The sequence below is a fragment of the Streptomyces sp. NPDC001070 genome, from assembly GCF_053598835.1.
Window position 1 is genome coordinate 41,154 of record NZ_JBSFLB010000034.1, and the last position, 24,603, is coordinate 65,756.

Consider the following 24,603-nt stretch of genomic DNA (forward strand, 5'->3'; position numbering starts at 1 on the left):
GTAGGACGGCGCAATCTTCAGCCGACGCGAGTCAGCGGAGGACATGCCCAGGTCGCATCCACTACCTCGGGACGCGGCCGGTACATCCGCAGGACCACGAACCAGTTGCCTCTTGTGGAGGTGGGCAGCCAGTTGGCTTCCTTGTCGGTTCCGGGTGACTGACTTTGCAGGTGGACGGTCAGTCCGGCGTCCTCGTCCCATTCCAGGCCGGCGGTGCGGTCCCCTATCGAGTAGCGGTTTGCCTGGTTGGGGATGAGGTTCATGTCCTCGCCGTAGGCGGTCAGCGACCAGAAGGCGTCGGCGGGCGGCAGATTGTCCGCCTCGAAGCGGAGGACATAGCGGCCCTCGGCTGTGAGGCTGTTGCCGTCCGCATCGCAGAAGTTGGTCAGGTACACCGCTTCGGACGGGTCGTTGGCGGTGACGCCGACCAGGGACTGGTCCGCGGCGCGTTTGAGGAAGTCGTCGCCGAAGCGTCCCATCTGCGGGGGCGGGTAGCGCCAGCCATGAACCAGGTGTGCCCAGTCCCCGCTGAGGATCTGCTGCTTGAGCATGGGCAGACCCACTGCGGCTGCCCTGATGAGGCTTCGCTTGACCACGTCGGGCTGGCTGTCGATGTCGAGGCCGGGACCTATCCCGATTTGGGCGAACTGCTTGAGCAGGATCTCGTGGTGGTCCGGCGGCGGATTCTCGTCCAGCATGGCATTCAGGGTCTTCCAGGGTCCGAGCGGATCCTCCTTGGCGGTGATCGGCGTCAGTACGTCACGGGTTTCGGGGACTTTCGCACCTGGTGTGCCGAAGAGGCTGAGCGGCGTGAGCCTGTATTGTTCCTGCAGCGCACGCACGTCGGGCACATCGTGCGGGCCGTTCACGAGGGTGCGGCCGAGGATGAGTATCCAGGGGCTGGGAGCACTCTCCAGGGGCCGGACGTCCGGGGGCAGTTTCCCCTTCCAGCCGGGGCCGACGAGAGCGAAGTGGCCGGCCACGGAGCCGGTGGCACGTTGTCCGACGTAGTCGAAATTGTCCGACGTGATTCCGATCAGCTCGAACGTGAAATAGCGGTCACCCATGTCCGGGTGGGAGAGGATGACCGGCTCACTGCGGAGGTCGACCCATGCCACGGAATAAAGGGTGTCGTTGTTGGGGCACCCGCCATCCCGGTAGGTCGCGTCCAAGAGCCGTTCGGCGTGCCAGAAATGGTTGACCGGCGCATACGGCACGGTCGCCGGGTTCCGCGGCTGCGTCACCCAGTCGTACCGGAGCTGGGCGTTGTACATGTACGGAAACCCGTAGACGAAAGCCTGCTCACCCAGCGTGTACGCGTATTCTCCACGCCAGTCGCCCACGTGTCCGGTCAAAATGGGTTCCACCGCCTGGCGCAGCGCAGGGAGGATCCTCGGCAATCGCCGGGCACGTTCGACGGTGGCTTTGGGGTGAAGAACCGCACGCCCGGCAGCTCGTGCTGCCGTGGCGGCCGCCCCCGCCACCTCCGCCGCAATGTCGTGTCGGGCGTGAGCCTTCATGGTTTCGGACATATCCGCGTCACTTCACCTGGCCGGATCGGCTGATTGCATCCCCCGAATCCACAGCTCTTCCATCCTCCGGCATTCACCGGATCGACGCAGCCCGAGCCCTGCCGACCGCACTTCGACCGCACGGCTGATGCAGGCTGCAAGCGTGAACCCCGGAGAGGACGGGCGGGCCGGCACGCTCTTGGCCACATGTCGACCAAGAGTTGGACGGCAACATTCATCCTGTCCCGTCGGCGGGAAGGCGACAACCGTAAACGGCATTGCGCAGGCCCCACTCCCTGATCGCGGGCACCCGCCGGTGGCACCTTTCGGGCGAAGCGCGTACGGCCGCGGCGTACGCATCCACCCGCATCATGCACGCTCGCGCAGCGAGGGAATCACGAGGGCATCCAGGTGCCACGGCCGCGTTCCCGGTGCCGCTTCACGGATCCCGATTCGCCTCACGAGGCGGGAACGCGCAGCATGGAAATAACCCGAATGCCGTCGTTTCACGGAGGTGTGAACCGCGATGACCCTGCCTGTACACCACCGGCCCGGCCGGCTCCTGGAAAGGTCGTTCCCGGCCCTGGGCTGGGGCGAGCCGATGGCCTCCGAACTCGACGAACTCTTCGCGCGGATGAACAATCTGCTGCAGTCAGCTGCCGCCGCTACCCCCGCCGGCGCCTGGTCGCCCATGGCCGACATGCACGAGACCGACGAGGCCTACCTGGTCGAGGCGGAGCTGCCCGGCATCAAGCGCGAGGACATCGACGTCGAGATCAGCCAGCGGGAGCTGTGCATCACCGGTGAGTACAAGGAACGCGAGCGTGAAGGCGTGCTGCGCCACCGCACCAGGCGTACGGGACACTTCGAGTACCGGGCGCTGCTGCCCACTGACGTCAAGGCCGAGGAGATCAAAGCGACCCTTGCCGACGGAATACTCACCGTCACCGTCCCCAAGGCCCAGGCTGTCAAGCCACGGCACATCGAGATCACGGGATCCTGACAGCTGCCGCAGGAACCGACACGTGCAGCGGGGCGGGCGGCGTGATCGCTGCCCGCCCCGCTGCACGTGCGGAGTCCCCCGTCAGCCGACTCACGGCCGAAGAGGACAGCTATGATCGATGTCTACGCCCTGATCAGTCCCGACGGCAGCCTGGAATTTCGCGACGGTGTCCCGGACCGGATGCTCAAGGACGCCGAGCCCCGGCAGGGCGCACCCTACGGGTTCACCATTCAGGGCGCCTGATGGGGTGCGCACGGCTTGCACGGACACATCGCCGATGCCTCCACTCCGGACCGCGACGCATACCCGCCCAACCACGTCGCCGACCCGCTCGTGGCCGCCCTCGGCGGCCCTGAACAATACATCTTCGGCAACCTCACCATCTGCGACAGCCACATTTCGACCCACAGCGGGACAGCGAACTTCTGCGGCCTCATCGAGGCGCAACAGTGGCTCATCACCGGTGTGCACGCCGCCATGTCCAAGGACCCCGTGACGAGGACGGAGCACCCGCCACACCTTCCTTGAGCGACCGATTGCGGACTGCCGAGGGGTACGGGTGACGCCTCCGCCGTGCGGAAGGCAGGACCTTCGTCAGCGAACCTCATGCCGACGTGAGCGACCCGCCCATCCTGCAGCGTGCCGCACAGCAGCATGGCGTGGGGCACCGGGGCGGTGGCGTCGAGCAGCGGTGGCGCCTCGCCCGCCGGCCCGAGGGTTCGCCCTCCGGGGCGGGCTCACCGTCGGGAACCGGGGCCCCGTACAACGACGACCGGGCAGTGCGCGTGATGGAGGAGGGCCTGGCTGACCGATCCCAGAAGCAGGCCGGTGAATCCGCCCCGGCCCCGGGCGCCGACCACCACCAGCCCGGCGCTCCGGCTGGCGCCGATGAGCTCCTCGCGGGCACCACCCCGCACCACAGTGTGCACCACCGGCACATCCGGGTACCGCTCGCCGCGGCCGGCGACGGCCTCGGCCAACAGACGCTCCTCGCCGGCAGCGAGCTTGCCGCGCTCCAGCGCGTAGGGCATCGAGGGATCCTGCGGCGCCGGAACCGGCGTGTCCCATGGCGTCCACGCGTGCAGGGCCACGAGGCTGGTGCCGCGGAGCGCAGCTTCAGCGAAGGCGAAATCGATCGCCGTCTCACCGGCATGTGAGCCGTCTATCCCGAGCAGCACCGGGCCCGCTGCGGCAGCGCCGTCTCGCACCACCAGGACCGGGCAACGACCATGGGCAGCCAGATGCACCGCCGTGGAGCCAAGGAGCAGCCCCACGAAGCCCCCAAGCCCGCGGCTGCCGACCACGACCAGCGCCGCGGAGCGCGACTGGGCCTCCAGTACCGTCAGCGGCTCACCCGCCACGACGATGTCCGTGACCTCCACCTCCGGCGCGGCAGCATGCGCGCGCTCCACCGCCTCGGTCACCACTCGGCCCGCCATATTCCGCAGTTCGCCCTCGGTAAGTCCGAGCGGCGAGGGACCCAGCGGCGCATGCAGGGTCGGCCAGAAGAACGCGTGGACCACCGTCAGCGCGCACCCGCGTAGCCGTGCCTCGCCGGCCGCTACCTCGATCGCTTCCAGGCTCAAGGGCGAGCCGTCCACCCCGACCACGACCGGCGCGCTCATGCCGGGCCCTTGGTCTCCAGGCGTGTCCTGCGCCCTGGGCAGGGGACGTGGCCGGTTCGTGCCGGGCATTCGGTGCTGTTGTGCCGGTGGGTGACGGCCATCATGGGTTCGGTGATCATCATGGGCGCAACCTCCTTGCTTCTCACACTCGCGCAGGCTCCTCTGCCGCGCCAACGGATCGACAGCAGGGTCACGAGACATTCCAGTCCCTTGGCAAGCCGGCCGCGCACCCTTCGGGCGCGATGCCACCGCAATTCCGGCACCCGTCGCAGGCCGCCGATTGAAGCGACCGACTCCGCCAGAGCGGGTTCCGGCGGCACAGTGCGGCGATGCCTCGGGGCCTGCGGCACCGGTCGCGCTCCATGTCGCCGGGGATCGTTCACCGGGCCGGGGCTGTCCGGCCCTGGCGTCCGGGCCTTCCGGCCCATGCCCTGCCGGAGGAGCCGGGAGAGACGCTGGTCAAGAAAGCCGCCTGCAAGAGGAGGTGGTCGGCGTGGCAACCGTAATCGTTGTCATCCTCCTTGCGATGCTGGTGGCCACGCGCGTGCGAGGGCTGGTGACTGCTGCTCGTGTCCGGCGATCGTCTTCCCCGGCCCGAACCGGCTCCGGTCCTCTCCTGCGGGAGGAGGTCGAGAAGCTGCTCGTCGCCGGTCGGACAACCGGCGTTCTCAGTTGGCAGGAGTATCAGGACGCCATGGCGCGGCTGGCCGCGTTCGAGGACACGTGCTGTCCGCTGTGGGTGCCGCAGCTTCGGGACGACTGACCATGTGGACTGACACCCGAGCGAGGATGCATCGAGCTGCGAAGGGAAGGACAGCATGAGCACGGCACATGAGCGCGGCGCGGTTGTCGTCGGGGTGGATGCCATGCCTGCCGCCAGGCCGGCCCTGGCCTGGGCGGCGGATGAGGCGGCGCTTCGGCGTCTGCCGCTGCACGTGGTGCTCGCCGTCGACGCGCCCGGTCTGGAAGGCGGCTCTGCCGAGCTGACCTCGTTGTGGACGTCGTGGGGGCCGGCGGTCCGTGCCGCGTACGCCGCAGTGCTGGAGGAGGCGCGGGACTTCGCCGTTCAGCGCCACCCGGGACTCACGGTGGTCGCCGAACTTGCCGATGGTTCTCCGGCGGACGTCCTGCGGGCCCGGGCACCGGGCAGTGCCATGGTGGTGATCGGCTCACAGCACCGGGGCATCGTGCGGGATCTGTTCAGCCGCGAGTCGGTGGGCATGCCCTTGGTCAGGCACGCACCGTGCCCGGTCGTCGTGGTCCGGGAGTCCGCGCATGTGAACCACGCTCCGCCCCAAGTCGTGGTGGGCGTCGATGGTTCGGCCCTGTCGACGGAGGCGGTGCGGTTCGCCTTCGAGGAGGCCGCGTTCCACGAGGCTCGCCTGGTCGCGGTCTCCACCTGGCAGCCACCCCATCCGCGCGGTTTCCCTTCGGAGGATGTGGGGGACGAGACAGAGGACCAGGTGCGGCGGGTGCTGGCGGAGTCCACGGCGGGCTGGCAGGAGAAGTACCCGCAAGTCGAGTTTCGGCACGAGGTGATCCCTGGGCACCCGGTACAGGTACTCAGCGAGTCGGCCCAGTGGGCGCTGGCGCTGGTGGTGGGCAGTCGTGGGCTGGGCGGATTCTCCGGACTGCTGCTCGGCTCGGTCGGCCAGGGCCTTATGCATCATGCACGGTGCCCGGTTGTCCTTGTGCCGCACGACGCCGGGGACGTGACCGCCTGACCACCCACCGAGCCAGACTCACCCCACTCCAGGGGGACCCGGGCAAGCGAGTGGAGTGATGCTGGAGGTAACGCTCGGAAGAGGTGATCGGTCATGCCACCGCACTGTGATTCCCTCGACGGTCCCGTTGTCAGGGCTGCGCGCCTGGCCTTGCAGGAGGGAGACGTGGACCGCGTCCTTCCTTACGTCCCCCAGGAAGGGGAGCAGGAAGTGCGCGAGGCGTTCGCCCTGGCCGACCGGGCGCGGTCGCTCGGCCCGACGGCCCGGGAAGTGGCTGATCGCTGGCTCTTCGAGACGGTTGTCCGCGTACACCGTGCAGGCGAAGGCGCGCCCTTCACAGGGCTGAAGCCGGCCGGGCTGGACATCGGGCCAGTGATCCCGGCTGCCGAGCGCGCGCTGGATGGCGGCTCGGCGGACGAGCTGGCCCAGTTGCTGTGCGCGATAGTCCGCGAGCAGGTGAATGCCCGGCACGCACACGCCATGGCACTCAAAGAACATGCCGGCGACGGTGTGGCCGCCGCCCGCGAGTACATCGAAGCGGCGCTTGGCCTGCAAGTATGGGCCCACGGCCTCTATAAGCAGGCCATCGCCGCCCCACATGCCCATGCCACGCTTCCCAGGTCGAGGGTCTGATCGCCACCGCCACCAGATGACGAGCCACGGTACGCCACCACCTGACCGTGCTCGCCTACGACATTGAACGGCCGACCGCTGCCGTTCGGCCACGGCGCGCCCCCTTGCGCCTGCGCAACGAGGTGCAGCTCGGCTTCAAACAGATCAAGTGGATCCAGGGTATCGATTTCGTCTGTAAGCTAAAAGCGACGTAGTACGCCACGCAACGCAGGTTGTGCCGTTCTCGAGATCCTCGATTTGGCCGGCCTGGTGATTTTCGTTGCTTGGGACGGGGCCACGGATGAGCAGCATTGCGGGAGAGAATCCGGAAGGTGGCGCTCGCCATTCGGCGGACGCCGAGGTCCTGGACACGCTGCTGGTTGCCGCCGTCCGCGAAGCGGTGGTGGAGTTCGACGCGGTGGCAGGGATTGCCTACCTTCTGGAAGATGACGGAGAGTTCCTGAGCGCGGCGGTAATCGGTGGTTCGCCTCCGGCCGTCTTCAACATGCCAGAGCGTATGTCCCTGAACGGACCGCGGGCTTCGGCGCTGGCGTGCCGGACGGGAAGGACTGCCATTATCGGAGAACCAGGCGTTCGTCCGGACGACGTGGGTCCCGTTCGAGCGCCGTACGCAGTGGTGGCCGTCCCCCTAGCCGACGCCGATCGCCGGTACGGCGCGCTGGCCGTGAGCCGGATCCCTTGGAGGGACGGTGTCCTCGGCGAGGCCCAGCGTCAACGGCTTCAGGACATGGGCGCGGAGTTGACGCGCGAGCTGGCGTCCCTGGCCGCGCGCGGTACGGCCGTACGGCCGGACAGGCAGCCGTTGATCTTCCCCGTGTTCAAGCCACGCAGCCCTCTTACCGAACCTGCCACCCGGTGGGCACTGCCGGACGTCCCCGGCTCTGCCGGCCTGAGCTGGATATACCAGGTCCTCAAGCTGGCCGACGAATTGAACTCGGTCGTGAGCCCACGTGGGGTCGTCGAGGTTGCCCGGTCACGATTGATGGACACTCTCGGCGCGCAGAGCCTCATCGTGACGATGGTCGCCGACGGGAGACTGTGGGTCGTCGGACACACCGGCCCGACCGCCAGGGCGGTCAGGCAACTCCACGGGTCCAGTGCCCTGAGGAAAGGGACGACTCCTTTGGCCGACGTTCTGCGCGGCTCGGACCCGTACTTCTTCCCGCAGCGTGGCGACCTGCTCCGTGCCTACCCCGACGCACAGGACGACGGCAATCGAGCGTGGGCGCACCTGCCCATGCGGGCGGGCGGGCACCCGGTGGGTGTCTGCTCTCTTGGGTGGGCGGAGCACCGGCTTTTCGGTGCGGAAGCCCAGGCCGTGATGATGATGATGGCGGATTTGCTTGGCCAGGCATTGGAGCGGACTCTTCTGGGCGAAGGCGAGCACGCTCTCGCTGAGAGCCTGCAGAGACGGCTGCTGCCACGTGTCCTGTCCGACTTGCCGGAGGTGGTCGCCACTGCTCGTTATATTCCCGCCCCGGCTGGAGGAGGTGGGGACTGGTACGACGTGGTCTCACTTCCGTCCGGTGGCATCGGGCTGGTGATCGGGGATGTGGAGGGTCACTCCGTAGAAAGCTGCGTGGTCATGGGCCAGCTGCGCAGTGCAGTACTCGCATTTGTCAGCGAGGGGCACAGACCGGAAGCGGTTCTGACGCGCGCCAGCAACCTGCTCAGTCAGCTGGAGCGCGAACTGCTGGCCACGTGTTGCGTTGTCTATCTGGAATCGGCCGACGGGACGGCTGAGGTGGCCCTGGCAGGTCACCCCGCACCGCTGATCCGCTGTCCCGACGGAGGTATCGCAGCGCTTGACACGGTCATCGGTGTCCCTCTTGGGGTGCCGTCACCTATTCCCTATCGCGCTTTCGAGGCGAACCTCTCCCCGGGGGCACTGTTGTTTCTGTACACCGACGGTCTCAGTCAAGCATATGGGCCTGACGCGGTCTCCTCAGCACGCACGATGCTCGCCACCGGCAGTCGGGAAACCGACCACTGTTTGGAGGACCTTGCGGACCATCTCATGTCCATGGTGCCCTCTCCGCCTGAGCGCCGGGACGACGTCGTCCTCCTCTTCGCGCTCTGCGCCGGCACAGGCCCACAACACCGTACCGGCAGGATGGAGATTCAGCGCCACGATCTGCACGGCGTCAAGGCTGCCCGTGAGTTCGTTCGAGATTGCCTGAAGGACTGGGAAGTGGAAGCAGCGGCGGATGACTTGGAACTCATGGCATCGGAAGTCGTGACGAACGCCTTGCTTCATGCCGATAGTTACGTCGAGCTGCAATTGAGGCTGTATCCGGATCGGATCCGGCTTGAGGTCCGCGATTCCGACGTAACGCCTCCGGTCCCATCCTCCCTCTCAGCATGCGAGGAGGAGAACGCTCAGGCAGAGCACGGCCGCGGCCTGCTCATCGTGGACGCTCTCGGCGAGTGGGGGAGTTCGCCCAGTGGTCGTGGCAAGGTCGTCTGGTGCGAAACCACCGTTCCCCACTAGAGCCCCTGTCGCCAGGTGGCTGCCCAGCCCGGAGTCACAAGACTCTTTAGCAGACCGACGCCACGGCGTCGTAGTCGACACCGCCCGCCGATGGCTCCACCGCCGCTTCGTCGTGGGGTCGGCCGCGGTGCCGTTGACGGCACATGCGGCCGGTGAGAAGTCGCCGTCGGATGGTGTGCGGCAGGAGGAGTTCGCGGCGTCGGCCCCGGAGTTCGGGGTGCCGGAGGAGGTGTTGGTTTCGGGCCGATGCATTTGACGGATGTGACGCCGGAGATGGTGGCGTCGGGTCCGGCGGGTGCTGCGGGTCGGGCCGATCTGCGGCAGATGGCCACCGATCCTGCGTTGCACACGCTGCGGGCAGCGGCGGAGCTGACCGGCCTGTCGGTGCGGGAGCTGTGGGAGCCCGCTGTGCCGAGGGCCGGTGCGAGCCGCAGGCGATCAGAAGACGTAAGGGATGTCGTGGATGACGTCCTGGTGGCGGATGCGCCAGGTTCCATCGGTCCGGCGGAAGGTGAAGCGGTAGTACCCGGACTCGATGGGCTTGATGGTGCCCTGGGCGCCGAAGGTGCCGGCGGGCCAGCCGCCTTCGGGCTTCCTGGTTCCGGCGACGTCGAAGGTGATGAACTGGGTGTCGATGGTGGCTTCGTCGCCGTCGACGGTGACCAGGTGGTCGTAGGTGGTGTGGTGGCTCCAGCCCAGGGGCGGGTGCGGCGCCATGGCCGTGGACATGGCCGCCGCGATCTGCTCCCCTCCGGAGAGGGTTCCCAGCAGCTCCATCCCGTCGGGCCCGCGGTAGTGGATCTCGACGACGGCGTCGGCCTCGTAGAGCTTCACCAGCGCCGCGCCGTCGCGCCAGTCGGCTGCCCGGGTGTACCGGGAAACGATCTCCCTGATCTCGTTCTCGGTGCTCATGGTGTTCTCCGGTTCTGTGTGTGGTGCCTGTGGGTGTCCGGGACTCCGGTGGCGGACAGGTGACGGGTTACTTGTGCGCCGGGTGCTCGTGCTTGCGGTCACCTTGAGCGGACCGCAATCTGCATTTGTGAAAAGTACATATCTCTCCACGGAAGTGCAACTGTGAAAGTTGCTAATATGGGGGTCACCCGGACCAAGCCGGCGGAAGGAAGGGGTGCGGGCATGCTGGACGTACGGTTCTCCAGCGCGCTGAAGGCGATGCTCCTGCTGGGCCACGCCGAGGAAGAGGGCAGTCCCGTCCTGAGTTCGACCCAGCTCGCCAGGAGCCTGAACACCAACCCGAGCCTGGTGCGCAAGCTGATGGTCCCGTTGGTGCACGACGGTCTCGTCGCGTCCATCAAGGGCCGCAGCGGGGGTGTCCGCCTCGGTCGGCCAGCCGACCGGATCACGCTGGAGGAGATCTACCGCTCGTCCATCGGCGACAAGCCGCTGTGGGCACCCCGGCCGGAGGGGCCACGGGAGTGTCTGGTGACGAACCACTCCGCCGAGTACTTCGCCCGACTCACCGACGAGACCGAGGCAGCCGTCCTCGGCGCGTTGGCAGGCCGCACCCTCGCAGACAGCCTCGATGACCTGCGCGCCATCGACCGGGCCGGTGATGCCCTCGGCCTCGGGAACCGCTGAGGGGCAACAGGCCCAAGCGGCAGTCCGGCCGCGGTCCGTTTCAGATCAGTGCGATCCTTTCAAGATCGGCGACTCCTTCTCGTCGGCCGGGACCCTCGCATACTCCAAGCGGCGCTGGGCGCAGGCGTCGGGGCCGCCGTGCCGATCAGCGCAGCGCGCCAGGCATGGGCGGCGGTCCGCCGGTGCCTTGCCTGGCGGCCGGGGCGTCCACAACGCCCTACGGCCGCCCGGCGGGCGGGTTGCTCCGGGGCGCCGCGTGCCTGGCTGTCAGCGCTTGTCGTGGCCGGCGCTGTCGGTGAACTCCCGGCTGCACCGGTCGGTCCCGCTCGTCCGCGTTCCGGCCGCAGGCACTGCCGTAGCGGCGGGAGCCTAGGCAGTCACAGCCGGCGGAGCGACCGCGCTCAGCGGTGCCAGCAGCCGCCCGTGCAGGCCGGGGCCCGCGACGAGGACGCTCGTGGCCCCGGCCCGCCACGGGAGGCCGTGCAGGTCGGTCGCGACGGCACCGGCCTCGCGGGCGATCAGGACGCCGCCCAACAGGTTGGCGTCGTCCCGTCCCAGTTGCCAGAAGCCGTCCAGGCGGCCCGCCGCCACGTCGGCAAGCTGCCAGGACGTCGGACCGAGGTTGCGTACGGCCCCCACGTGCGGCAGTACGGCGGCCAGCGCCCTGCCGGTCGGCTCGGCGAGCCCCGGCTCCCGGGCGGCGAGGAACGGCGGATGGCTGGTCGCGAGCACGGCCGCGGCCGGGTCCGTCTTCATCGAGGGGGAGATTCGCACACCGTCGCGGGCCGCGCCCTCGCCGGCGGCGGCCGTGCAGGTCTCGCCGAGAAGCGGCGCGTGCAGCGCCGCCGCAACCGGCTCGCCGTCCCTCACCAGGGCCAGGTTGACGCAGAACTGCGGAAGTCCCTGCAGGTACTGCACGGCGCCGTCGATCGCGTCCACGACCCACACCTCGCCGCGGTCCGGCACGCGCTCATCGAGTTCGGCCGCCCAGGGCACCCCCGGGCGCAGCGCGTCCAGACGCTCGCGCAGTACGGCCACCAGCGGTGCCTCGATCGCGTCCAAGGCCCGGCGGAACCCAGCCAGGTCGACGGCCGGCGCGGGACGCGATGCCCGGAGCAACAGCGCGCCGGCCTCGCGGGCGGCGTCGGCGAGAACGGGGAGCACGGCGACGGGGTCGGTTGGGGTCACGGGCGGACCTGCCTTCCAGATGCGGGCGGGGTGATCGAGCCGCTCACCATCCTCGGCCGCGCCTCCGGGGTGCCGTCCCTGTCCGTGTCTCTGATGATCGAAACTGGCTCTCATGACCTATATCCCGGCGGAATCCGACAGCCCACTGCTCGACCTGCGCGATCAGCGACTCCTCGCTGCCCTCCAGTGCGACGGGCGCCTCGGCGCGGAGCGCGCTGCGCAGGTGCTCGGCCTCGGTGTGCGGACGGTGCAGCGGCGGTGGCGCGCGCTGCTGAACGAGGGCACCATCCGGGTCCTGGCCGAGCCTCCGCGGCCTGCCGGGCAGGGGGCGACGCTGCTGCGCGTCCGGGTACTGCGAGGCCGGCTCGACACCATCGCGGCGGCGCTTGCCGCGCGTGAGGACGTGCCGTTCGTCGACCTGTCCGCCACGGGGGACGAGATCCTCGCGGTCCAGCTCACCCGCCCTGCGACCGGCCACAGGGACCGCCTGCTCTTCCGTCAACTGCCCCGATCTCAGGCGGTGACCGCAGTGACCGCGGCCACCGTCCTGCACGTCTTCGCCGATGCCTCCGACTGGCGGCTCGACGTACTCACCCCCGCCGAACGCGAATCCCTCACCCCGTCGCCCGTGGCGAACCCCACCGCCGTGACGCGACACGCCGACCCCTCGGACCGCGCCCTGCTCGCCCAACTGGCGATCGACGCCCGGCTGCCGGCGGCCGCGCTCTCCGCCCGGCTCGGCCTGCCCGAGTCGACCGTCCGGCGGCGCCTGGCCGCTCTCGTCCGGACCGGCGCGCTGCGCACTTACGTGGCCGTGGACGTGCGGCGGCTTGGCCTCGCCGTCGACGCCAACGTGCTGTTGCGCGTCGCGCCCGGCAGGCTGGACGCTGTGGGCCGCGCGCTCGCGGCGCACCCGGCCGTCCACGGCGCCGTGGCGACGACCGGCGAAGCCAACCTCAACGTGGCCGTGTGGTTGCGGGATTTGGCCGAGCTCTACGCCTTCCTCACCCGGGACCTGGGTGCACTCGGCGTCGACGCGGCCGAGACGGTGATCGTCGGAGACGCCCTGAAACGCCCGGGAGTGACCCGCGTCGCCGCGCGGCAGTCGTGACAGACCTGATCCGTGAGGGCCACCGCCGCCGCCCGCGGCTGTCGGACACGGCCTCCACGATGACCGGCGGCCCCTACGGGTTCTCCCAGGTCGGGAAGTCCGGGCAGGCCCTCAAGGCGCCGTCCGACGCGGCGGCCCGCGGCGTCGACGGCCGGCACCTGATCTCCGCCGGTGCCGGCGCCGGACTCCCCGGGTGTCACCGGCATCGACCCGCGAACAGGCCTGGCGACTGCGCCACCGCTGCGGCCGGGAGGTGTCCGGGCGATCACATCGCGACGGCATGCCAAGAGCTCCTGTCACACGTCCGCAATAGGGTTCGCCTGCATGGGAGCGAGCAGATGGTCGTACTTCACGCCTTTCCGGCAGAGTGAGCAAGATGCACTGAACAATCTTCGCGAGGTGGTCTTCGTTCGCGATGCCGGGTACTACCGGGAAGCAGGCGTCGAGACGTTGGCGGCGCTGATGGCGAGCGGTTGGCTGGAGGAGGAACCGGCGCATTCGGTGCTGGACGTCGAACGGGTGGTCCGCTGCGAGGAGGACATGGAGGAGCCCGGCGACGTAAGGGTGGTCGAAGGGGCGGAAGCCGCCGAACTGTTCGGGACGGCGCAGCCCGTGCGGGAGGTTGTCGAGCAGGCCCCGACACGGGCCGGCGACGGATGGTTCCCTCCGTTCGATCGCGGCTCCGGTTGCTGCACGATCGTCTACGGCGCCGAGGGCCGTCCGGCAGAGCTGTGCTTCTGGGGCTTCACCGGCGACTGATCCACGTTCCACGGCCGGACATGGCCGCCGGCACTTGTCCGGCCGGTCGCGTTCGGAGCCAGATGACAAGGGCTGCTGCGGAGGCCGAGCCGAGGAGGATCGAGACGCGTTCGTCGTAACGGGTCGCGACGGCTCGGGCACGACAAGCAGCAACGGCGCGGTATTTCGAGACTGTTGATCCCGCCTGTCACGAGGTGATCCTCGCCCGGCACGGTGGGGCCGTCCCGTCGCCGGGCCGGCCCCACCAGGTTCTGCGAATCCGCCTAACGCCTGGTCAGGACCACGTCGGCGGTGACGGCGTCGCGACCGTGCGGTCGCAGGGTGCGCTCGGCCGTCCGGTAGCCCTCGGCACTGACCGTGAGGGAGACGGTGGGTCCGGCCTCCGGGAGCCACAGTTGGTACGTGCCGTCGACCGCGGTGCTCAGCGTGTGCGCGCCCGTCCCGGTCCCGACCCGGACCGTGGCTCCGGCCAGCGGGGTGCTGCCGCCCTGCCGCCCGGCACCGCTGACGGTGCCGCTCAGGTGCGTCCACCCCGGCGGCGCCACCACGGTCACGGTGACGGGCACGGTGACGGAGGCGTACGGCCCGTCGCTGTCGATGACCAGCCGTGCCTGGTGCACGCCCGCGTCGGCCGGCCCCATGTCCCGGGCGTCGACGGTGACGGTCAGCTCCGCCGTCCTGCCCGCGCCGACGGAGGAGGAGCCCGCCCTCGCCGCCAGCCACGCGACGTCCCCGTGAGGCGCGTCGTAGCCGGGCAGTTCGAGGGCGGAGGTCTGCATCACCCTGTCGGCGCTCAGGCCCCCCAGGACGGACCAGCCCGGCGCTCCGGCCGCCGCGTACAGCGGCTGCGGCAGGTTCGGCAGCGCGCTCCACGTGTCCGCGGCCGGATCGTAGGCGTAGGCCTCGTTGGTCACCGCGGCGGCCCCGACCAGCACACCGCCGGCGGCCATGAGCCGGCCCGCCCCGCTCGCCGTCGCGGCACCCCAGAAGTCCACCGGCGGGGAGGCGATCGGCGTCCAGCGGTCCGCGGCCCGGTCCAGGGCGTAGCCGACGGCCGTGGCGTGCGGAGGCTGCCCGTCGCCCTGGTGGACACCGCCCGCGCAGTACAGCGTCCCGTCGACGGTTCCGCAGCTCTGCCAGGAGGTCGGCAGAGGGTAGGCCGGACCCGAGGACCACGTGTCGGCCGCCGGGTCGTAGACCTGGACGTCGCGCGTGCCGCAGGAGACGCTGGTGCACCCGCCGATCACATACAGCCGGTCGCCGACCGCCGCCGCGGCGGAATTGCCGTACGCCTTGGGCGCGTCGGCGATCCGCGACCATGTGTCGCTCGCCGGGTCGTAGACCTCGCCGCCGGCGATCGGTGTGCCCGCGCGGTTCTTGCCGCCGACGACGTACAGCTTGCCCCGGACGAACCCGTAGGCCGCGCCGCTGCGCTTGGTGACGGCCGGGGCGAGGTCCTTCCAGGTCGCCGTGGCCGGGTCGTAGGAGCGCAGGGCGGTGGTCCACTGACCGTCGGGGGTCTGGCCGAGACCGGTGTAGAGGACGCCGTCGTACGCGGCCGCGATTCCGCCGGTCATGGGCTGCGGGAGGTCCGCGAGCGGCTGCCATGCCTGCCCGGCGGTCGCCCCGTTGGTCCGGCCCGCCGCCGTGGCGGTGGCCGTCGCGACGTCGAGCGGATCGGGCCTGGCGGCCGTCCGCTCCCTGACGGCGCCGGAAACGCGCGCCGTGGCTCCGGCGACGGCCTGCTCCCCGACGGCGAGGGAGGCCGGGGCGCCGCCGGTGTTGCGCACCTTCACGGTGACGGTCTTCTTCCCGCCCCAGGGAACGGTGACGCCCACCGCTCCGGGGGTGGCCTTCAGCCGGGACGGGCGCAGGGCGAAGTCCGCGGCGGTGACGGCGTCGGTCTTGACCGTCACGGCCGACGTTCCGGCCGGATAGCCGAAGGCCGGCAGGGCGGCGGTGAACTCCTGGCGGCCGGTACGGGAGGAGAAGGCCCAGTACAGCCCGTCGCCGACGGCCGGGTCATCCGGTGTGGCGATGGTGTGGCCGCTGTCCTCTGGGGCCTTCGCGGCGGAGACGGTCGCACCGACCACGCCGGCACCGGTGTTGGCGTCCGTCACCCGGCCCGTCAGCAGCCCGCCGGGCACGGTGACCAGCGAGCGGGTGCCGACGGCGACGTTGTCCAGCTGCCAGATGCCGGTCAGCGAGCCCGCGAAGTGGAAACGCAGCCGCACCGAGGACTTGCCGGCGTAGGCGGTGAGCGGCACCACCTGGTGGGAGGGGCCCGCCACGACGTCGGTGTGGTGCCAGAGGTTCTCCCAGTGGTCCCCGCCGTCGGTGCTCACGTCGATGTCGGCCGTGGGGTCGTTGAAGCGCCACAGGCCGGGCAGAGAGGTGTCGAACTCCAGCGCCGGCCGGGTCTGCGCCGAGAAGTCGTAGGCGGGGCTGATCAGTTCGGTGTCGACCTCGCCCCAGCCGAGGGCGTAGTCGTCGACCTGGGCGAAGCCGCCGTCACCACCGGTCTGGTTGCCGCGGGTCAGCGGGTCGTCGAATCCCCAGCCGCCGGCGGGGGTGTGGTTGACGATGCTCCACCCGGCAGGCTTCGCGGCGGTGTCGAAGGACTGGAAACCGCCGCCGTGGTAGTCGACGGCGTAGCCGGGCGGGAGGGCACCGGTGCCGACCAGTGGGAGCGCCAGGTCGGCGGTCCTCGGCGACGACCCGAGCACGACCTTCGTCTCGGCCGGCCGGTAGCCGGGGTAGAGGCCGGTGGCGCGCAGGGTGTACGTCTTTCCGCGCTCGAGGCGGACGGAGTACCGGCCGGTCCTGGGGTCGGTGTGGACGGTGCCGGGCACGCCGTCGACGGTCAGCCGGGCGTAGACGCCCCAGCCGTGTCCGCCGCCGTCACGGACCGTCCCGGAGACCGTGGTGGTCGGCACGGCGGCGAGCGCGGCGTTCCTGGTCAGCTCCGTGCCGTCGGCGAGGGTGACCGTGCCCAGGTCCTTCTCGGAGTAGCCGAAGGCGTTGACCGTCAGCGTGTACGAGCCGGTGGGCGCCGCCAGCGACCACCTGCCGTCCGTGCCGGTGACCGCCGAGAGTGCGCCCAGCCGTACCGTCGCCCCGGACAGCGCCTTGCCGGTGGCCTTGTCGGTGACCTTGCCGGTCACGGTGCCGTGCGGGCCGGGGCGGAAGGCGTCGACGCCGTTCGGCGTGCCCAGGCCCGTCGGTCCGTCGTAGCCGGGACCGGCGGTGCAGCTGTTCGCGGGCTCGCACGCGGGCATGGTGTCCGACTGGGCGTTGCTGCCGGTGGTCACGTCGTTGAGCGCACCGGGGGTGCGGTACGGGTACCCGGCCGGGTAGGTGCCCTCGACGGGCGTCCCGGCCAGCGCGTACAGACCGGCGATGATCGGGGCGGAGGCGCTGGTACCGCCGTAGACGCCCCATCCGCCGCCGGAGTAGGTGTTGTAGACCGCCACGCCGGTGTCGGGGTCGGCGACCGCGCTGACGTCCGCCACCGATCGCTTGCCGCAGCCGGTGCCGGTCTGGAACGCCGGCTTGGGCTGGTAGGCGGAGCACCCGGAGCCCGTGCCGCTCCACACCGTCTCCGTCCAGCCGCGCGCACCGGTGTCGCTCCTGCTGAGCGAGGTGCCGCCGACGGACGTCACGTACGGGGAGGACGCCGGATAGCTCAGCCCGTGGCCGTAGTCGCCGGAGGCGAACACCACGGCGGTTCCGGGATGGTCGAAGTACGCCGCGTCCAGGGCGCCGAGGTCCGGGCCGTCGTAGTAGGCGCCGTAGGAGTTGGACACGTAGCGGGCGCCCATCGCCACCGCCGTGTTGACGGCGGAGCCGAGGTCCTCCGTGGCGGAGGTGTCGGCCTCGACGAGGAGGATGTGCGCCTTCGGTGCGACGGCCGAGACCATGTCCAGGTCCAGGGACATCTCGCCGGCCCAGCCGTCGTTGGGCTGCGGGTAGTCCGTGCTGCCGCGCTGGTCGACCTTGCGGAAGCAGCCGTTGTCGGTCGTGCAGGGCGGCAGGTCGTACCGGGCCCGGTAAGCGGCGAGGTCCTGCTCGGCCATCGGGTTGTCGTAGGCCGCCACGATCGCGATGGTCGCCCCGGCGCCGCCTTCGGCGGGCAGGTCGTACGCCGAGCGCAGGTCGGCCGGGCCGAACCCCTCGGGTGCGGCGGGCCGTGCGCCGCGCCCGCTGTCGGTGTCCGCTCGGCGTACCGCGAAGCAACCGAAGTGCCCGGGCTGCGGGGTGCCGCAGAGAGACTGCGCCGCGGGCCCGGCGTCATCGGCGACGGCAGGGCTCTGGTGCGGCACTTGGACCGCGAGGGCGGTCAGCAGCAGGGCCGCGGCCGCGCCGGTGGCTTGTCGCCACCGGGGTCCCGATGGTCGGGCAGGGGCACCCCTCGAATATCTGGCGAGGGGGCGTGGAAGGCGGGGAACGAGCACAGGGCGACTCCGATGGAGGGCGGAGTGGACAGGGCAATCCCGACAACGTTGTCGGGCGCGTGACGCGTTGCCGGAAGAAAGATCGCGCGTCCTCGACGACCAGGTCAATGGATGGAGTTGGCGACTTGGCGCCGTGTGTCGTATTCACGCCTTGCCGACCGCCGCTCCACCGCGGCGGCGTACCTACCATCGGCGGCCGGGCCGGCCACCCGGCCGCCATGTGCGAGGGGCCGAGTGCTGATCTTGTCGGCCCTGTCCTCAACCGGGCAACGCCTCAATCCTGTTGCGCATGAAGTCCGCGGCGCCGTTGTCGCCGGCGCTTGCAAGGGCCTCGTCGAGACCGGGTCACTCTCGAACCGGTCGCGGTGCCCGGGTGGCAGGTGCCGGTTCTTGCCGCGGATCACCCACGGACCGCACATCCAGCCCTGCGGGCCGGCCCTGACCAGCTGCCCGATCGCATCGCGGTACTCGCGGACCTCGGCGGAGGCGCACGGCCGGGAGCGTTCCGGCGGTCGCGTCATGGAGCCGGAGCTGAGCGCGTGCGTGCGCCGAACCGGGTCGGGAGCGCTGACGCGCGACGCCTGCGGGCCGGGCACAGCGGACCGCCCTTGAGCTGGTCCTCGGCTGCTGGGGTTTCCACGGGCGAAGCGTTCGGCTTCCACGGCCGAGCATGCTGTCGGGTGACGGCGGTCAGTCGTCGAGCGGCTGGTCGTGGAGACGAGCGGTGAGATCGTCGGCCCATCTCTGGGCCCATTGGCGCAATTCGTCGATCGCGGACTCCGTGAGACCGTAGGCAGCGAATTCGGTGTCGTCGATCCAGTCCGCGCCGCCCAGGCGGGCCAGAAGGTCTTCCAGGTCGAAGGCGTCGCGGGCGTGGCGGCGGCCGAGCTCTTCGAGCTCGATCGCGGACCACAGGTGGGCTGCGGCACGGACGTCGATGAGGTCCCGGGCGATTCCGCGGTCGGCCAGGGCACGGACTTTGGTACCCACCACGTCTTCGAGGGACAGGACCGGTCCGTGGTCAGTGATCACGGCGGGGCGGGTGAGGACTTCCTTGAGGATGTCGAGCTCGCATTCCTCGCCACTGTCCGGGTCTGTCACGGTGAGGCGGGCGGCCAGCGGGTCGGTTTCCACGACGTGTACCTGCCAGCCACGGTTGCGAAGCCCGGCGGTGACGGTCGCGGCGATCCGGTCCATCGGGTCGTTGTTGTCTGTGGCAACGTCGAGATCTTGACTGAGCCGTTGGACCAGGCCGTGCGCCTGCACGGCGTACCCGCCGGTGAGGACCAGGGGGTACGGGCTGCCGATGGTGAGGACGTCCGCCAGAAGCCGGCGGTGCAGTGGATCGAGGTTCACGCTGCTCGAGAGGCCCGAGTGGGAAGTTCGCCGAACGCGGCTTCCCAGACGTCGCGGATGTCGCGGCTGATCAGCGTGCGCAGCACAGGCCAGAGGTTCAGGAGAAGGTCGCGGTTGAGGTAGCGGACCAGGTCGTCGTGGAGGCCCTCGGCCAGGACAGTCCGGTAACAACTCATTCGCAGCCGCGGCTGGTCCAGATCGAACTCTGTCAGGCCCGACCAGGCCAGGTGCAGCGGCAGGGCGACCGTCCCGTGCGCGGGTCCCTGCAGAGCGGACAGCTCCGCGGGCAGCCGCCTGCGGAACCGAGCGCGGCGCAGCTCTGTTGTACTGGACGTCGGTGCCATGCCCCGATTATTTCCCAGCCTGCGGCACCGAGGCCACATACCCGCCGATCCGTGACGGGCGCGGTCGACGGCGGACCCCTCCCCGTGTCTGCGGGGAGGGCGCCTGCTGCAGCATGTCCTGCGGCCTGTCCCTGGCTCCGCGTCGCCGAACCGGGGCCGGGCCGGTGGTGCATGGGTTCAGCGCGCTCCGGTCACCGCCCATTCCGCGGGGGAACCCGGCCGTGCGGCGGTGAGGCGGGTCCGGCGGGTGGCGACCAACTGCCGGACCCGCGCGGTCGCCGACCGGGCCGCGCGCATCAACTGGACGTGGTGGTGTGGCGATAGCCGCGGTCCGGAGACTCCTCCGCCCGATGGACACCCCCGCCCTTCGGCGCGGACGCAGCCCTGCGGGACGATTGCCTCCGTGGACCGTTGCGGCCGTGCCCGCCGTGGCGTCGACGTTCGAGGACACAAGACCACCGTGCCGGCCGCTTGACCTTGCTGTCGCAGTCCCCTCCCGCCGACGCGCCGGGCACTGCCGTGGGGTTAGTCTGTCCCTCGTACCGGACACGGGGTGCCCCGCCGAGGGCTGAGATCACACCCGTCGAACCTGAACCAGTTCGTACTGGCGGAGGGATGTCTTCCATGCCATTGGCGCATGTTTCCGGCGGTCTGCCCGCCGACAGCCGGCAGACCGTCTTCGACGGGCGCATGCCGGCGGCCGCCGGCGATCTCCGGATCGAAGCGCACGGCATACAGCCGGTCCCGGAGAGCAACCGCTACGGCGGCCCCGGGCGCCTGTTCACCGTGTGGTTCGCCCCCAATCTCACCATGACCGGCGTCTTCACCGGCACCATCGGCATCGTCCTCGGCCTGGACTTCGCCACCGCGCTCGCGGCCGTCGTGCTCGGCACCGTGATCGGCGCGATACCCACCGCCTACCTGGGCACCTGGGGGAGCCGGACCGGGGCGGGGCAGCTACCGCTGGCCCGGCTCGCCTTCGGCCGGGCCGTCGCGGTACCCGGCGTCCTGCAGTGGCTGTCCTCGGTCGCCTGGGACGCGCTGATCGGGCTCTTCGGCGGGGACGCGCTGGCGCGGCTGTGCGGCTTGCCCTTCTGGCTCGGGGTCCTGGTCATGATGCTCGCCCAGGGCTTTCTCGGCGTCCTGGGTTACGAGGCCATCCACCGGCTCCAGATCGTCATGACCTTCGTTCTCGCCGCCGCCTTCGCTCTGATCGCGTGGAAGCTGCTCGACGGCGTCCACCCCGCGGCCACCGGGTCCGCCCATGGCGCCGACCGGGGCGGGGCGTTCGTCCTGACCAGCACCATCGCGCTGAGTCTGGCCCTGTCCTGGGCTCCCTACGCCAGCGACTTCAGCCGCTACCTGCCCCGGACCACCTCTCGCTCGCTCATGTTCTGGTGCACCCTGGCGGGCCTGGTGGTGTCCTTCGTGGCCGTCCAGGCCCTCGGGCTGTGGGGCGCGTCCTTGCTCACCGACCAGACCGCCGCGGGCGTGGCCGAGCTGCTGGGCGGCGGGCCACTGGGGGCGTTCGGACTGCTCGCCGTGGCCCTGGCGGCCCTGTGCAGCAACGCCATGAACGACTACAGCGGGTCCCTGGCTCTCCAGACCGTCGGCGTGCGCGTTCCACGCCCGGCGGCAGCCGCTTTCGCCGCCGTGCTCGGCTTCCCCCTGGTGCTGTGGATGCACGCCGCCGACACCACCGCGCGCTTCCAGAACGTGCTGCTGTTCGTCGGCTACTGGATTCCCGGCTTCGTGGCGATCGTCATCGTCGACTGGCTGGCCCGGGCACGCGCACGGGCAGGCGCCGAGATCGACCTCGCCGCCGAGACCGGCCGGCCGCTGCCCGGCCTGCCTGCCGTGGTCGCTTTCGTGGCCGCCTTCGCCGCCGCTGTGCCGTTCATGGACACCAGCCTGTACGTCGGCCCGGTCGCGGAGGCCCTGCACGGCGCGGACCTGTCGTACTACGTGGCGTTCCTCGTGGCCCTCGGGGTGTACACCCCGCTGCGGCTGCGCCACCGCTCGCGACCCTGATCCGCCGTGGCCCCACCACCCGGCGCCGGAAGCCGCCGCCGACCCCAGGCGCCCGCACACCGTCCGTCCCCCAAGGAGCGACACCGCATGCCCCCGACCTCCGCCGATCACACCGCCTTCGCCGCGCAGGCGCTCTCGCGCGTACGGGCCCACTCCCCGCTGGTCCAGTGCCTGACCAACTCGGTGGTGACGGGGTTCACCGCCAACGTGCTGCTGGCGCTGGGCGCCTCACCCGCCATGGTCGACATTCCGGGGGAGGCCGGACCTTTCGCCCAGGTCGCCTCGGGGGTCCTGGTCAATCTCGGCACCCCGCACGCCGAGCAGCGCGCCGCCATGATCGAGGCCGCGCAGGCGGCTGCCTCGGCCGGCACCGCGTGGGTGCTCGATCCGGTGGCGGTCGGCGCGCTGCCCGTGCGCACCGCGCTGGCACGCGAGCTCCTGGAACTGCGGCCGACGGTCGTACGGGGCAACGCGTCGGAGATCATCGCGCTGGCGGGAGCGGGCGGCGGCGGCCGCGGAGTGGATTCGTCCGACGGCGTCGAGGCGGCGGAGGAGACGGCGCGGCGCCTGGCGGGTGCGACCGGCGGCGTGGTCGCCGTCTCCGGACCCGTGGATTTCATCACCGACGGGGTGCGTACGGCGCGCATCGCCAACGGTGACGCGCTGCTCACCCGGGTGACGGGCGGGGGCTGTGCGCTGGGCGCCGTGATGGCCGCCTACGCGGCGGTGGACGGGGACCGGTTCGCCTCGACCGTGGCGGCCGTCACCGCCTACACGGTCGCCGCCGAACTGGCCGCGAAGGAGGCCTCCGGGCCCGGCAGCTTCGCCGTGGCGTTCCTGGACGCGCTCGCCGCGCTGCGCGAGTCCGACATCGCCGTGCGGGCGGCCGTGTCGTGACGGTGACGCCGGTCGATCTGTCGGTCTACCTGGTCACGGACACGGACCAGTGCAGGGACCGTGGCCGCAGTGTGGCCGAGACCGTCGCCCAGGCGGTGGCGGGGGGCGTCACCGCGGTTCAGATCCGCGAGAAGCACGCCGACGGCGGTGATTTCCTGCGCACGGTCACGGAGGTGGCCGCGGTCCTCCCGGAGCGCGTGGCGTTGATCGTCAACGACCGGGTGGATGTGTTCCTGGCCGCCCGCGCCGGGGGCATACGCGTGTCGGGCGTCCACGTCGGACAGTCGGACCTGCCTGCGGGCGCTGTGCGCGACCTGATCGGGCCGCACGCGGTTCTGGGCCTCAGCGCCGCCACTCCCGATGAACTGCGCGCCGCCGCCCAGGATCCGGCAGGCGTCGACCACGTCGGCATCGGCGCGCTGCACGCGACCCGGACCAAGGCGGACGCCCCGCCCTCGCTCGGCCACGACGGCTTCGCCCGCCTCGCCCGACTCAGCGCGCTGCCCGCTGTTGCCATCGGCGGCGTGGACCCGGGCGACCTTCCGCGACTGCGGGAGGCCGGGGCAGCGGGGGCGGCCGTCGTGTCCGGCATCTGCGCTGCCGAGGACCCCTGTGCCGCGGCACGTGCGTATGCCCTCGCTTGGGGCCGTGTGGCGACCCGGAGCCGGGAGAAGAACCTCGCCTGACGGTGCGCATGCGCAAGGCAGCTGACCGTTCGGCTCAGCGGAGGGCCGATCGGGGGAGCGGTCACCGATCTCGTCGAGCCGGCACGAAGTCCCCGACGGGGCGGCACCGCGCAGCCGCGACGGGTGGCCGTGACTCCCCCCGATCCAGCCGGGCCGGCCACAGGGGTGGCCGGGCGGGGTACCTCTTGCGGTGGCACACCTAGGAGCACGATCGGCTCGTTGGGGCGGTGCGGTGCGGTTGAAGCGTCCACGCCCACCAGCCCCAGCCGGGACAGATCCTCTCCAGGGATTGGGGAAGTCTTGGGCGGTGGCACCATAAGCACCGCTCGGACAGATCGACCGGCAAGGGTCCCTTCGGCAGAACGCCGGGCCGTCCGTGGGCTGTCCAAGGCCGTTCCGGCACTCGTTGGCCCGCCTACTTGGCACCAGCGGCAATGTCAGATCATCGCGGTACCGTCGGCCCATGACGGTTGACGGCGAAGCGGCCGGACGGTTTCGACCCAGGGACGCCGGCGATGATCCGTGGCGGGGCGATGAGCGTCATCGCGTGATGGCGGAGGCGCTGAACCGCTACGGGTTGTGGGATCACCTGCCGGCGGAGCTGCGTGAGTCCGCAATGACCGAGGTCGCAACCGGCTGCTATCCGCTCAATTTCGAGCTTCTCTTCGAGCAGATCGAGTTCCACGCGGACGGAGAGGAACTGGCCGAGGGCGGGGTCGAGGAGTTCCTTCGAGCGCTGGCACCGGCCCTGGTGCGATACGGCGTGACGCTGGAGGTCGAGACGGTCCCGGATGCCGACGACTACATGGTTTCGATCAACGGGATCCGGTGCGTGGTTTGGAGGCCCGAGGACTGGGAGGGCGGGGATCCATGGGCTTTGTCCACCGTCCGTCCCCTGGCCGTCGTCAACCGACTGCTTGCCGCTGCCGGGCGTGGCGCGCAGCGCGCTCACACCCTCTACGCAGGTGGCAATGAGGGACTCGTCTTCCTGCTGGACCCGCGAGCCGCCGAGGCGATGCGAGCCAGCGGCTTGTTTCCCGAACACGAGGTGCCGGCGCTGGCCGACGGGGAGTGAGTGTCCGACCGCGTGACACCTCTCCGCACAGACGCGAACAAGGGCGAAGGCCCACGAAAATACTGCCGCACGCCAACAGTCCATCAACGGAGGCAATGCCAATGACCGGGTTGCCCACG

At 70.6% G+C, this 24,603-nt stretch carries 23 protein-coding genes and 1 riboswitch; of the genes, 15 read left to right on the plus strand and 8 right to left on the minus strand.

Features of this window, described 5'->3' with window-relative positions; genetic code table 11:
- Positions 1-17: 17 nt before the first annotated feature.
- Positions 18-1,532 (minus strand): DUF1254 domain-containing protein, encoded by a 1,515-nt coding sequence (locus ACWDAS_RS33235; protein WP_450398347.1) that lies wholly within the window; start codon positions 1,530-1,532, stop codon positions 18-20.
- 505 nt (positions 1,533-2,037) lie between these two features.
- On the opposite strand from ACWDAS_RS33235, the gene ACWDAS_RS33240 reads away from it, so the two are divergent.
- The 3 genes from ACWDAS_RS33240 (at position 2,038) to ACWDAS_RS33250 (ending at position 3,042) form a co-directional block, all read left to right on the plus strand.
- Complete coding sequence (locus ACWDAS_RS33240) at positions 2,038-2,514, plus strand: Hsp20/alpha crystallin family protein (protein WP_450398348.1); 477 nt, start codon at positions 2,038-2,040, stop codon at positions 2,512-2,514.
- 111 nt (positions 2,515-2,625) lie between these two features.
- Complete coding sequence (locus ACWDAS_RS33245) at positions 2,626-2,757, plus strand: hypothetical protein (RefSeq protein WP_450398350.1); 132 nt, start codon at positions 2,626-2,628, stop codon at positions 2,755-2,757.
- 15 nt (positions 2,758-2,772) lie between these two features.
- Positions 2,773-3,042 carry a hypothetical protein gene (locus ACWDAS_RS33250; protein ID WP_450398351.1) on the plus strand — a complete coding sequence of 90 codons (270 nt, stop codon included), beginning with the start codon at positions 2,773-2,775 and terminating at the stop codon, positions 3,040-3,042.
- A gap of 209 nt (positions 3,043-3,251) precedes the next feature.
- On the opposite strand, the gene ACWDAS_RS33255 is transcribed toward ACWDAS_RS33250, so the two are convergent.
- Together ACWDAS_RS33255 and ACWDAS_RS33260 are read right to left on the minus strand one after the other, a co-directional pair.
- Positions 3,252-4,139, minus strand: a complete 888-nt coding sequence (locus tag ACWDAS_RS33255; RefSeq protein ID WP_450398352.1) for a universal stress protein — start codon at positions 4,137-4,139, stop codon at positions 3,252-3,254.
- The gene (locus ACWDAS_RS33260; RefSeq protein ID WP_450398354.1) at positions 4,136-4,261 is read right to left on the minus strand and encodes a hypothetical protein; all 126 of its coding nucleotides are present in this window, start codon (positions 4,259-4,261) and stop codon (positions 4,136-4,138) included. Before ACWDAS_RS33260 ends, ACWDAS_RS33255 begins: the two co-directional genes overlap by 4 nt.
- A gap of 371 nt (positions 4,262-4,632) precedes the next feature.
- Between ACWDAS_RS33260 and ACWDAS_RS33265 the strand changes: the two genes are divergently transcribed.
- The 5 genes from ACWDAS_RS33265 to ACWDAS_RS33285 all read left to right on the plus strand — a co-directional run bounded on the left by ACWDAS_RS33265 (position 4,633) and on the right by ACWDAS_RS33285 (position 8,987).
- The gene (locus ACWDAS_RS33265; RefSeq protein WP_450398355.1) at positions 4,633-4,902 is read left to right on the plus strand and encodes a hypothetical protein; all 270 of its coding nucleotides are present in this window, start codon (positions 4,633-4,635) and stop codon (positions 4,900-4,902) included.
- A gap of 55 nt (positions 4,903-4,957) precedes the next feature.
- Positions 4,958-5,863 carry a universal stress protein gene (locus ACWDAS_RS33270; RefSeq protein ID WP_450398357.1) on the plus strand — a complete coding sequence of 302 codons (906 nt, stop codon included), beginning with the start codon at positions 4,958-4,960 and terminating at the stop codon, positions 5,861-5,863.
- 93 nt (positions 5,864-5,956) lie between these two features.
- Positions 5,957-6,496 carry a DUF6448 family protein gene (locus ACWDAS_RS33275; protein WP_450398359.1) on the plus strand — a complete coding sequence of 180 codons (540 nt, stop codon included), beginning with the start codon at positions 5,957-5,959 and terminating at the stop codon, positions 6,494-6,496.
- A 47-nt stretch (positions 6,497-6,543) separates the two neighbouring features.
- Complete coding sequence (locus tag ACWDAS_RS33280) at positions 6,544-6,690, plus strand: hypothetical protein (protein ID WP_450398361.1); 147 nt, start codon at positions 6,544-6,546, stop codon at positions 6,688-6,690.
- 86 nt (positions 6,691-6,776) lie between these two features.
- The gene (locus ACWDAS_RS33285) at positions 6,777-8,987 is read left to right on the plus strand and encodes a SpoIIE family protein phosphatase (protein ID WP_450398363.1); all 2,211 of its coding nucleotides are present in this window, start codon (positions 6,777-6,779) and stop codon (positions 8,985-8,987) included.
- A 438-nt stretch (positions 8,988-9,425) separates the two neighbouring features.
- On the opposite strand, the gene ACWDAS_RS33290 is transcribed toward ACWDAS_RS33285, so the two are convergent.
- Positions 9,426-9,899, minus strand: coding sequence for a nuclear transport factor 2 family protein (locus ACWDAS_RS33290; protein WP_450398365.1), 474 nt, complete (start codon positions 9,897-9,899; stop codon positions 9,426-9,428).
- A gap of 222 nt (positions 9,900-10,121) precedes the next feature.
- On the opposite strand from ACWDAS_RS33290, the gene ACWDAS_RS33295 reads away from it, so the two are divergent.
- Positions 10,122-10,583: an RrF2 family transcriptional regulator gene (locus tag ACWDAS_RS33295; RefSeq protein WP_450398367.1), complete on the plus strand. Its 462-nt coding sequence runs from the start codon at positions 10,122-10,124 to the stop codon at positions 10,581-10,583.
- 369 nt (positions 10,584-10,952) lie between these two features.
- Here the strand turns inward: ACWDAS_RS33295 and ACWDAS_RS33300 are convergent, their stop codons facing one another.
- Positions 10,953-11,771, minus strand: coding sequence for an inositol monophosphatase family protein (locus ACWDAS_RS33300; protein WP_450398369.1), 819 nt, complete (start codon positions 11,769-11,771; stop codon positions 10,953-10,955).
- 112 nt (positions 11,772-11,883) lie between these two features.
- Between ACWDAS_RS33300 and ACWDAS_RS33305 the strand changes: the two genes are divergently transcribed.
- Entirely contained in the window at positions 11,884-12,882 is a 999-nt protein-coding gene (locus tag ACWDAS_RS33305; RefSeq protein ID WP_450398370.1) for an AsnC family transcriptional regulator, read from the plus strand.
- Positions 12,883-13,206: 324 nt separating this feature from the next.
- Positions 13,207-13,641, plus strand: a complete 435-nt coding sequence (locus ACWDAS_RS33310) for a hypothetical protein (protein ID WP_450398372.1) — start codon at positions 13,207-13,209, stop codon at positions 13,639-13,641.
- A 263-nt stretch (positions 13,642-13,904) separates the two neighbouring features.
- On the opposite strand, the gene ACWDAS_RS33315 is transcribed toward ACWDAS_RS33310, so the two are convergent.
- The 3 genes from ACWDAS_RS33315 to ACWDAS_RS33325 form a co-directional block, all read right to left on the minus strand.
- Positions 13,905-17,963, minus strand: coding sequence for a carboxypeptidase regulatory-like domain-containing protein (locus ACWDAS_RS33315; protein ID WP_450398374.1), 4,059 nt, complete (start codon positions 17,961-17,963; stop codon positions 13,905-13,907).
- 822 nt (positions 17,964-18,785) lie between these two features.
- Positions 18,786-19,451 carry a nucleotidyl transferase AbiEii/AbiGii toxin family protein gene (locus ACWDAS_RS33320; protein WP_450398375.1) on the minus strand — a complete coding sequence of 222 codons (666 nt, stop codon included), beginning with the start codon at positions 19,449-19,451 and terminating at the stop codon, positions 18,786-18,788.
- Positions 19,448-19,795: a transcriptional regulator gene (locus tag ACWDAS_RS33325; protein ID WP_450398377.1), complete on the minus strand. Its 348-nt coding sequence runs from the start codon at positions 19,793-19,795 to the stop codon at positions 19,448-19,450. Before ACWDAS_RS33325 ends, ACWDAS_RS33320 begins: the two co-directional genes overlap by 4 nt.
- 539 nt (positions 19,796-20,334) lie before the next feature.
- Positions 20,335-20,428: riboswitch (TPP riboswitch) on the plus strand.
- On the opposite strand from ACWDAS_RS33325, the gene ACWDAS_RS33330 reads away from it, so the two are divergent.
- The 4 genes from ACWDAS_RS33330 (at position 20,420) to ACWDAS_RS33345 (ending at position 24,484) form a co-directional block, all read left to right on the plus strand.
- A complete protein-coding gene (locus ACWDAS_RS33330) occupies positions 20,420-21,826 on the plus strand; it encodes a purine-cytosine permease family protein (RefSeq protein WP_450398378.1) in 1,407 nt (468 codons plus the stop codon). It overlaps the preceding riboswitch by 9 nt.
- A gap of 87 nt (positions 21,827-21,913) precedes the next feature.
- The gene (gene thiM, locus ACWDAS_RS33335) at positions 21,914-22,723 is read left to right on the plus strand and encodes a hydroxyethylthiazole kinase (protein WP_450398379.1); all 810 of its coding nucleotides are present in this window, start codon (positions 21,914-21,916) and stop codon (positions 22,721-22,723) included.
- Positions 22,720-23,409 (plus strand): thiamine phosphate synthase, encoded by a 690-nt coding sequence (gene thiE, locus ACWDAS_RS33340; RefSeq protein ID WP_450398381.1) that lies wholly within the window; start codon positions 22,720-22,722, stop codon positions 23,407-23,409. The genes thiM and thiE overlap by 4 nt, the downstream gene beginning before the upstream one ends.
- A 463-nt stretch (positions 23,410-23,872) precedes the next feature.
- Positions 23,873-24,484, plus strand: coding sequence for a hypothetical protein (locus ACWDAS_RS33345; RefSeq protein ID WP_450398383.1), 612 nt, complete (start codon positions 23,873-23,875; stop codon positions 24,482-24,484).
- Positions 24,485-24,603 lie beyond the last annotated feature (119 nt).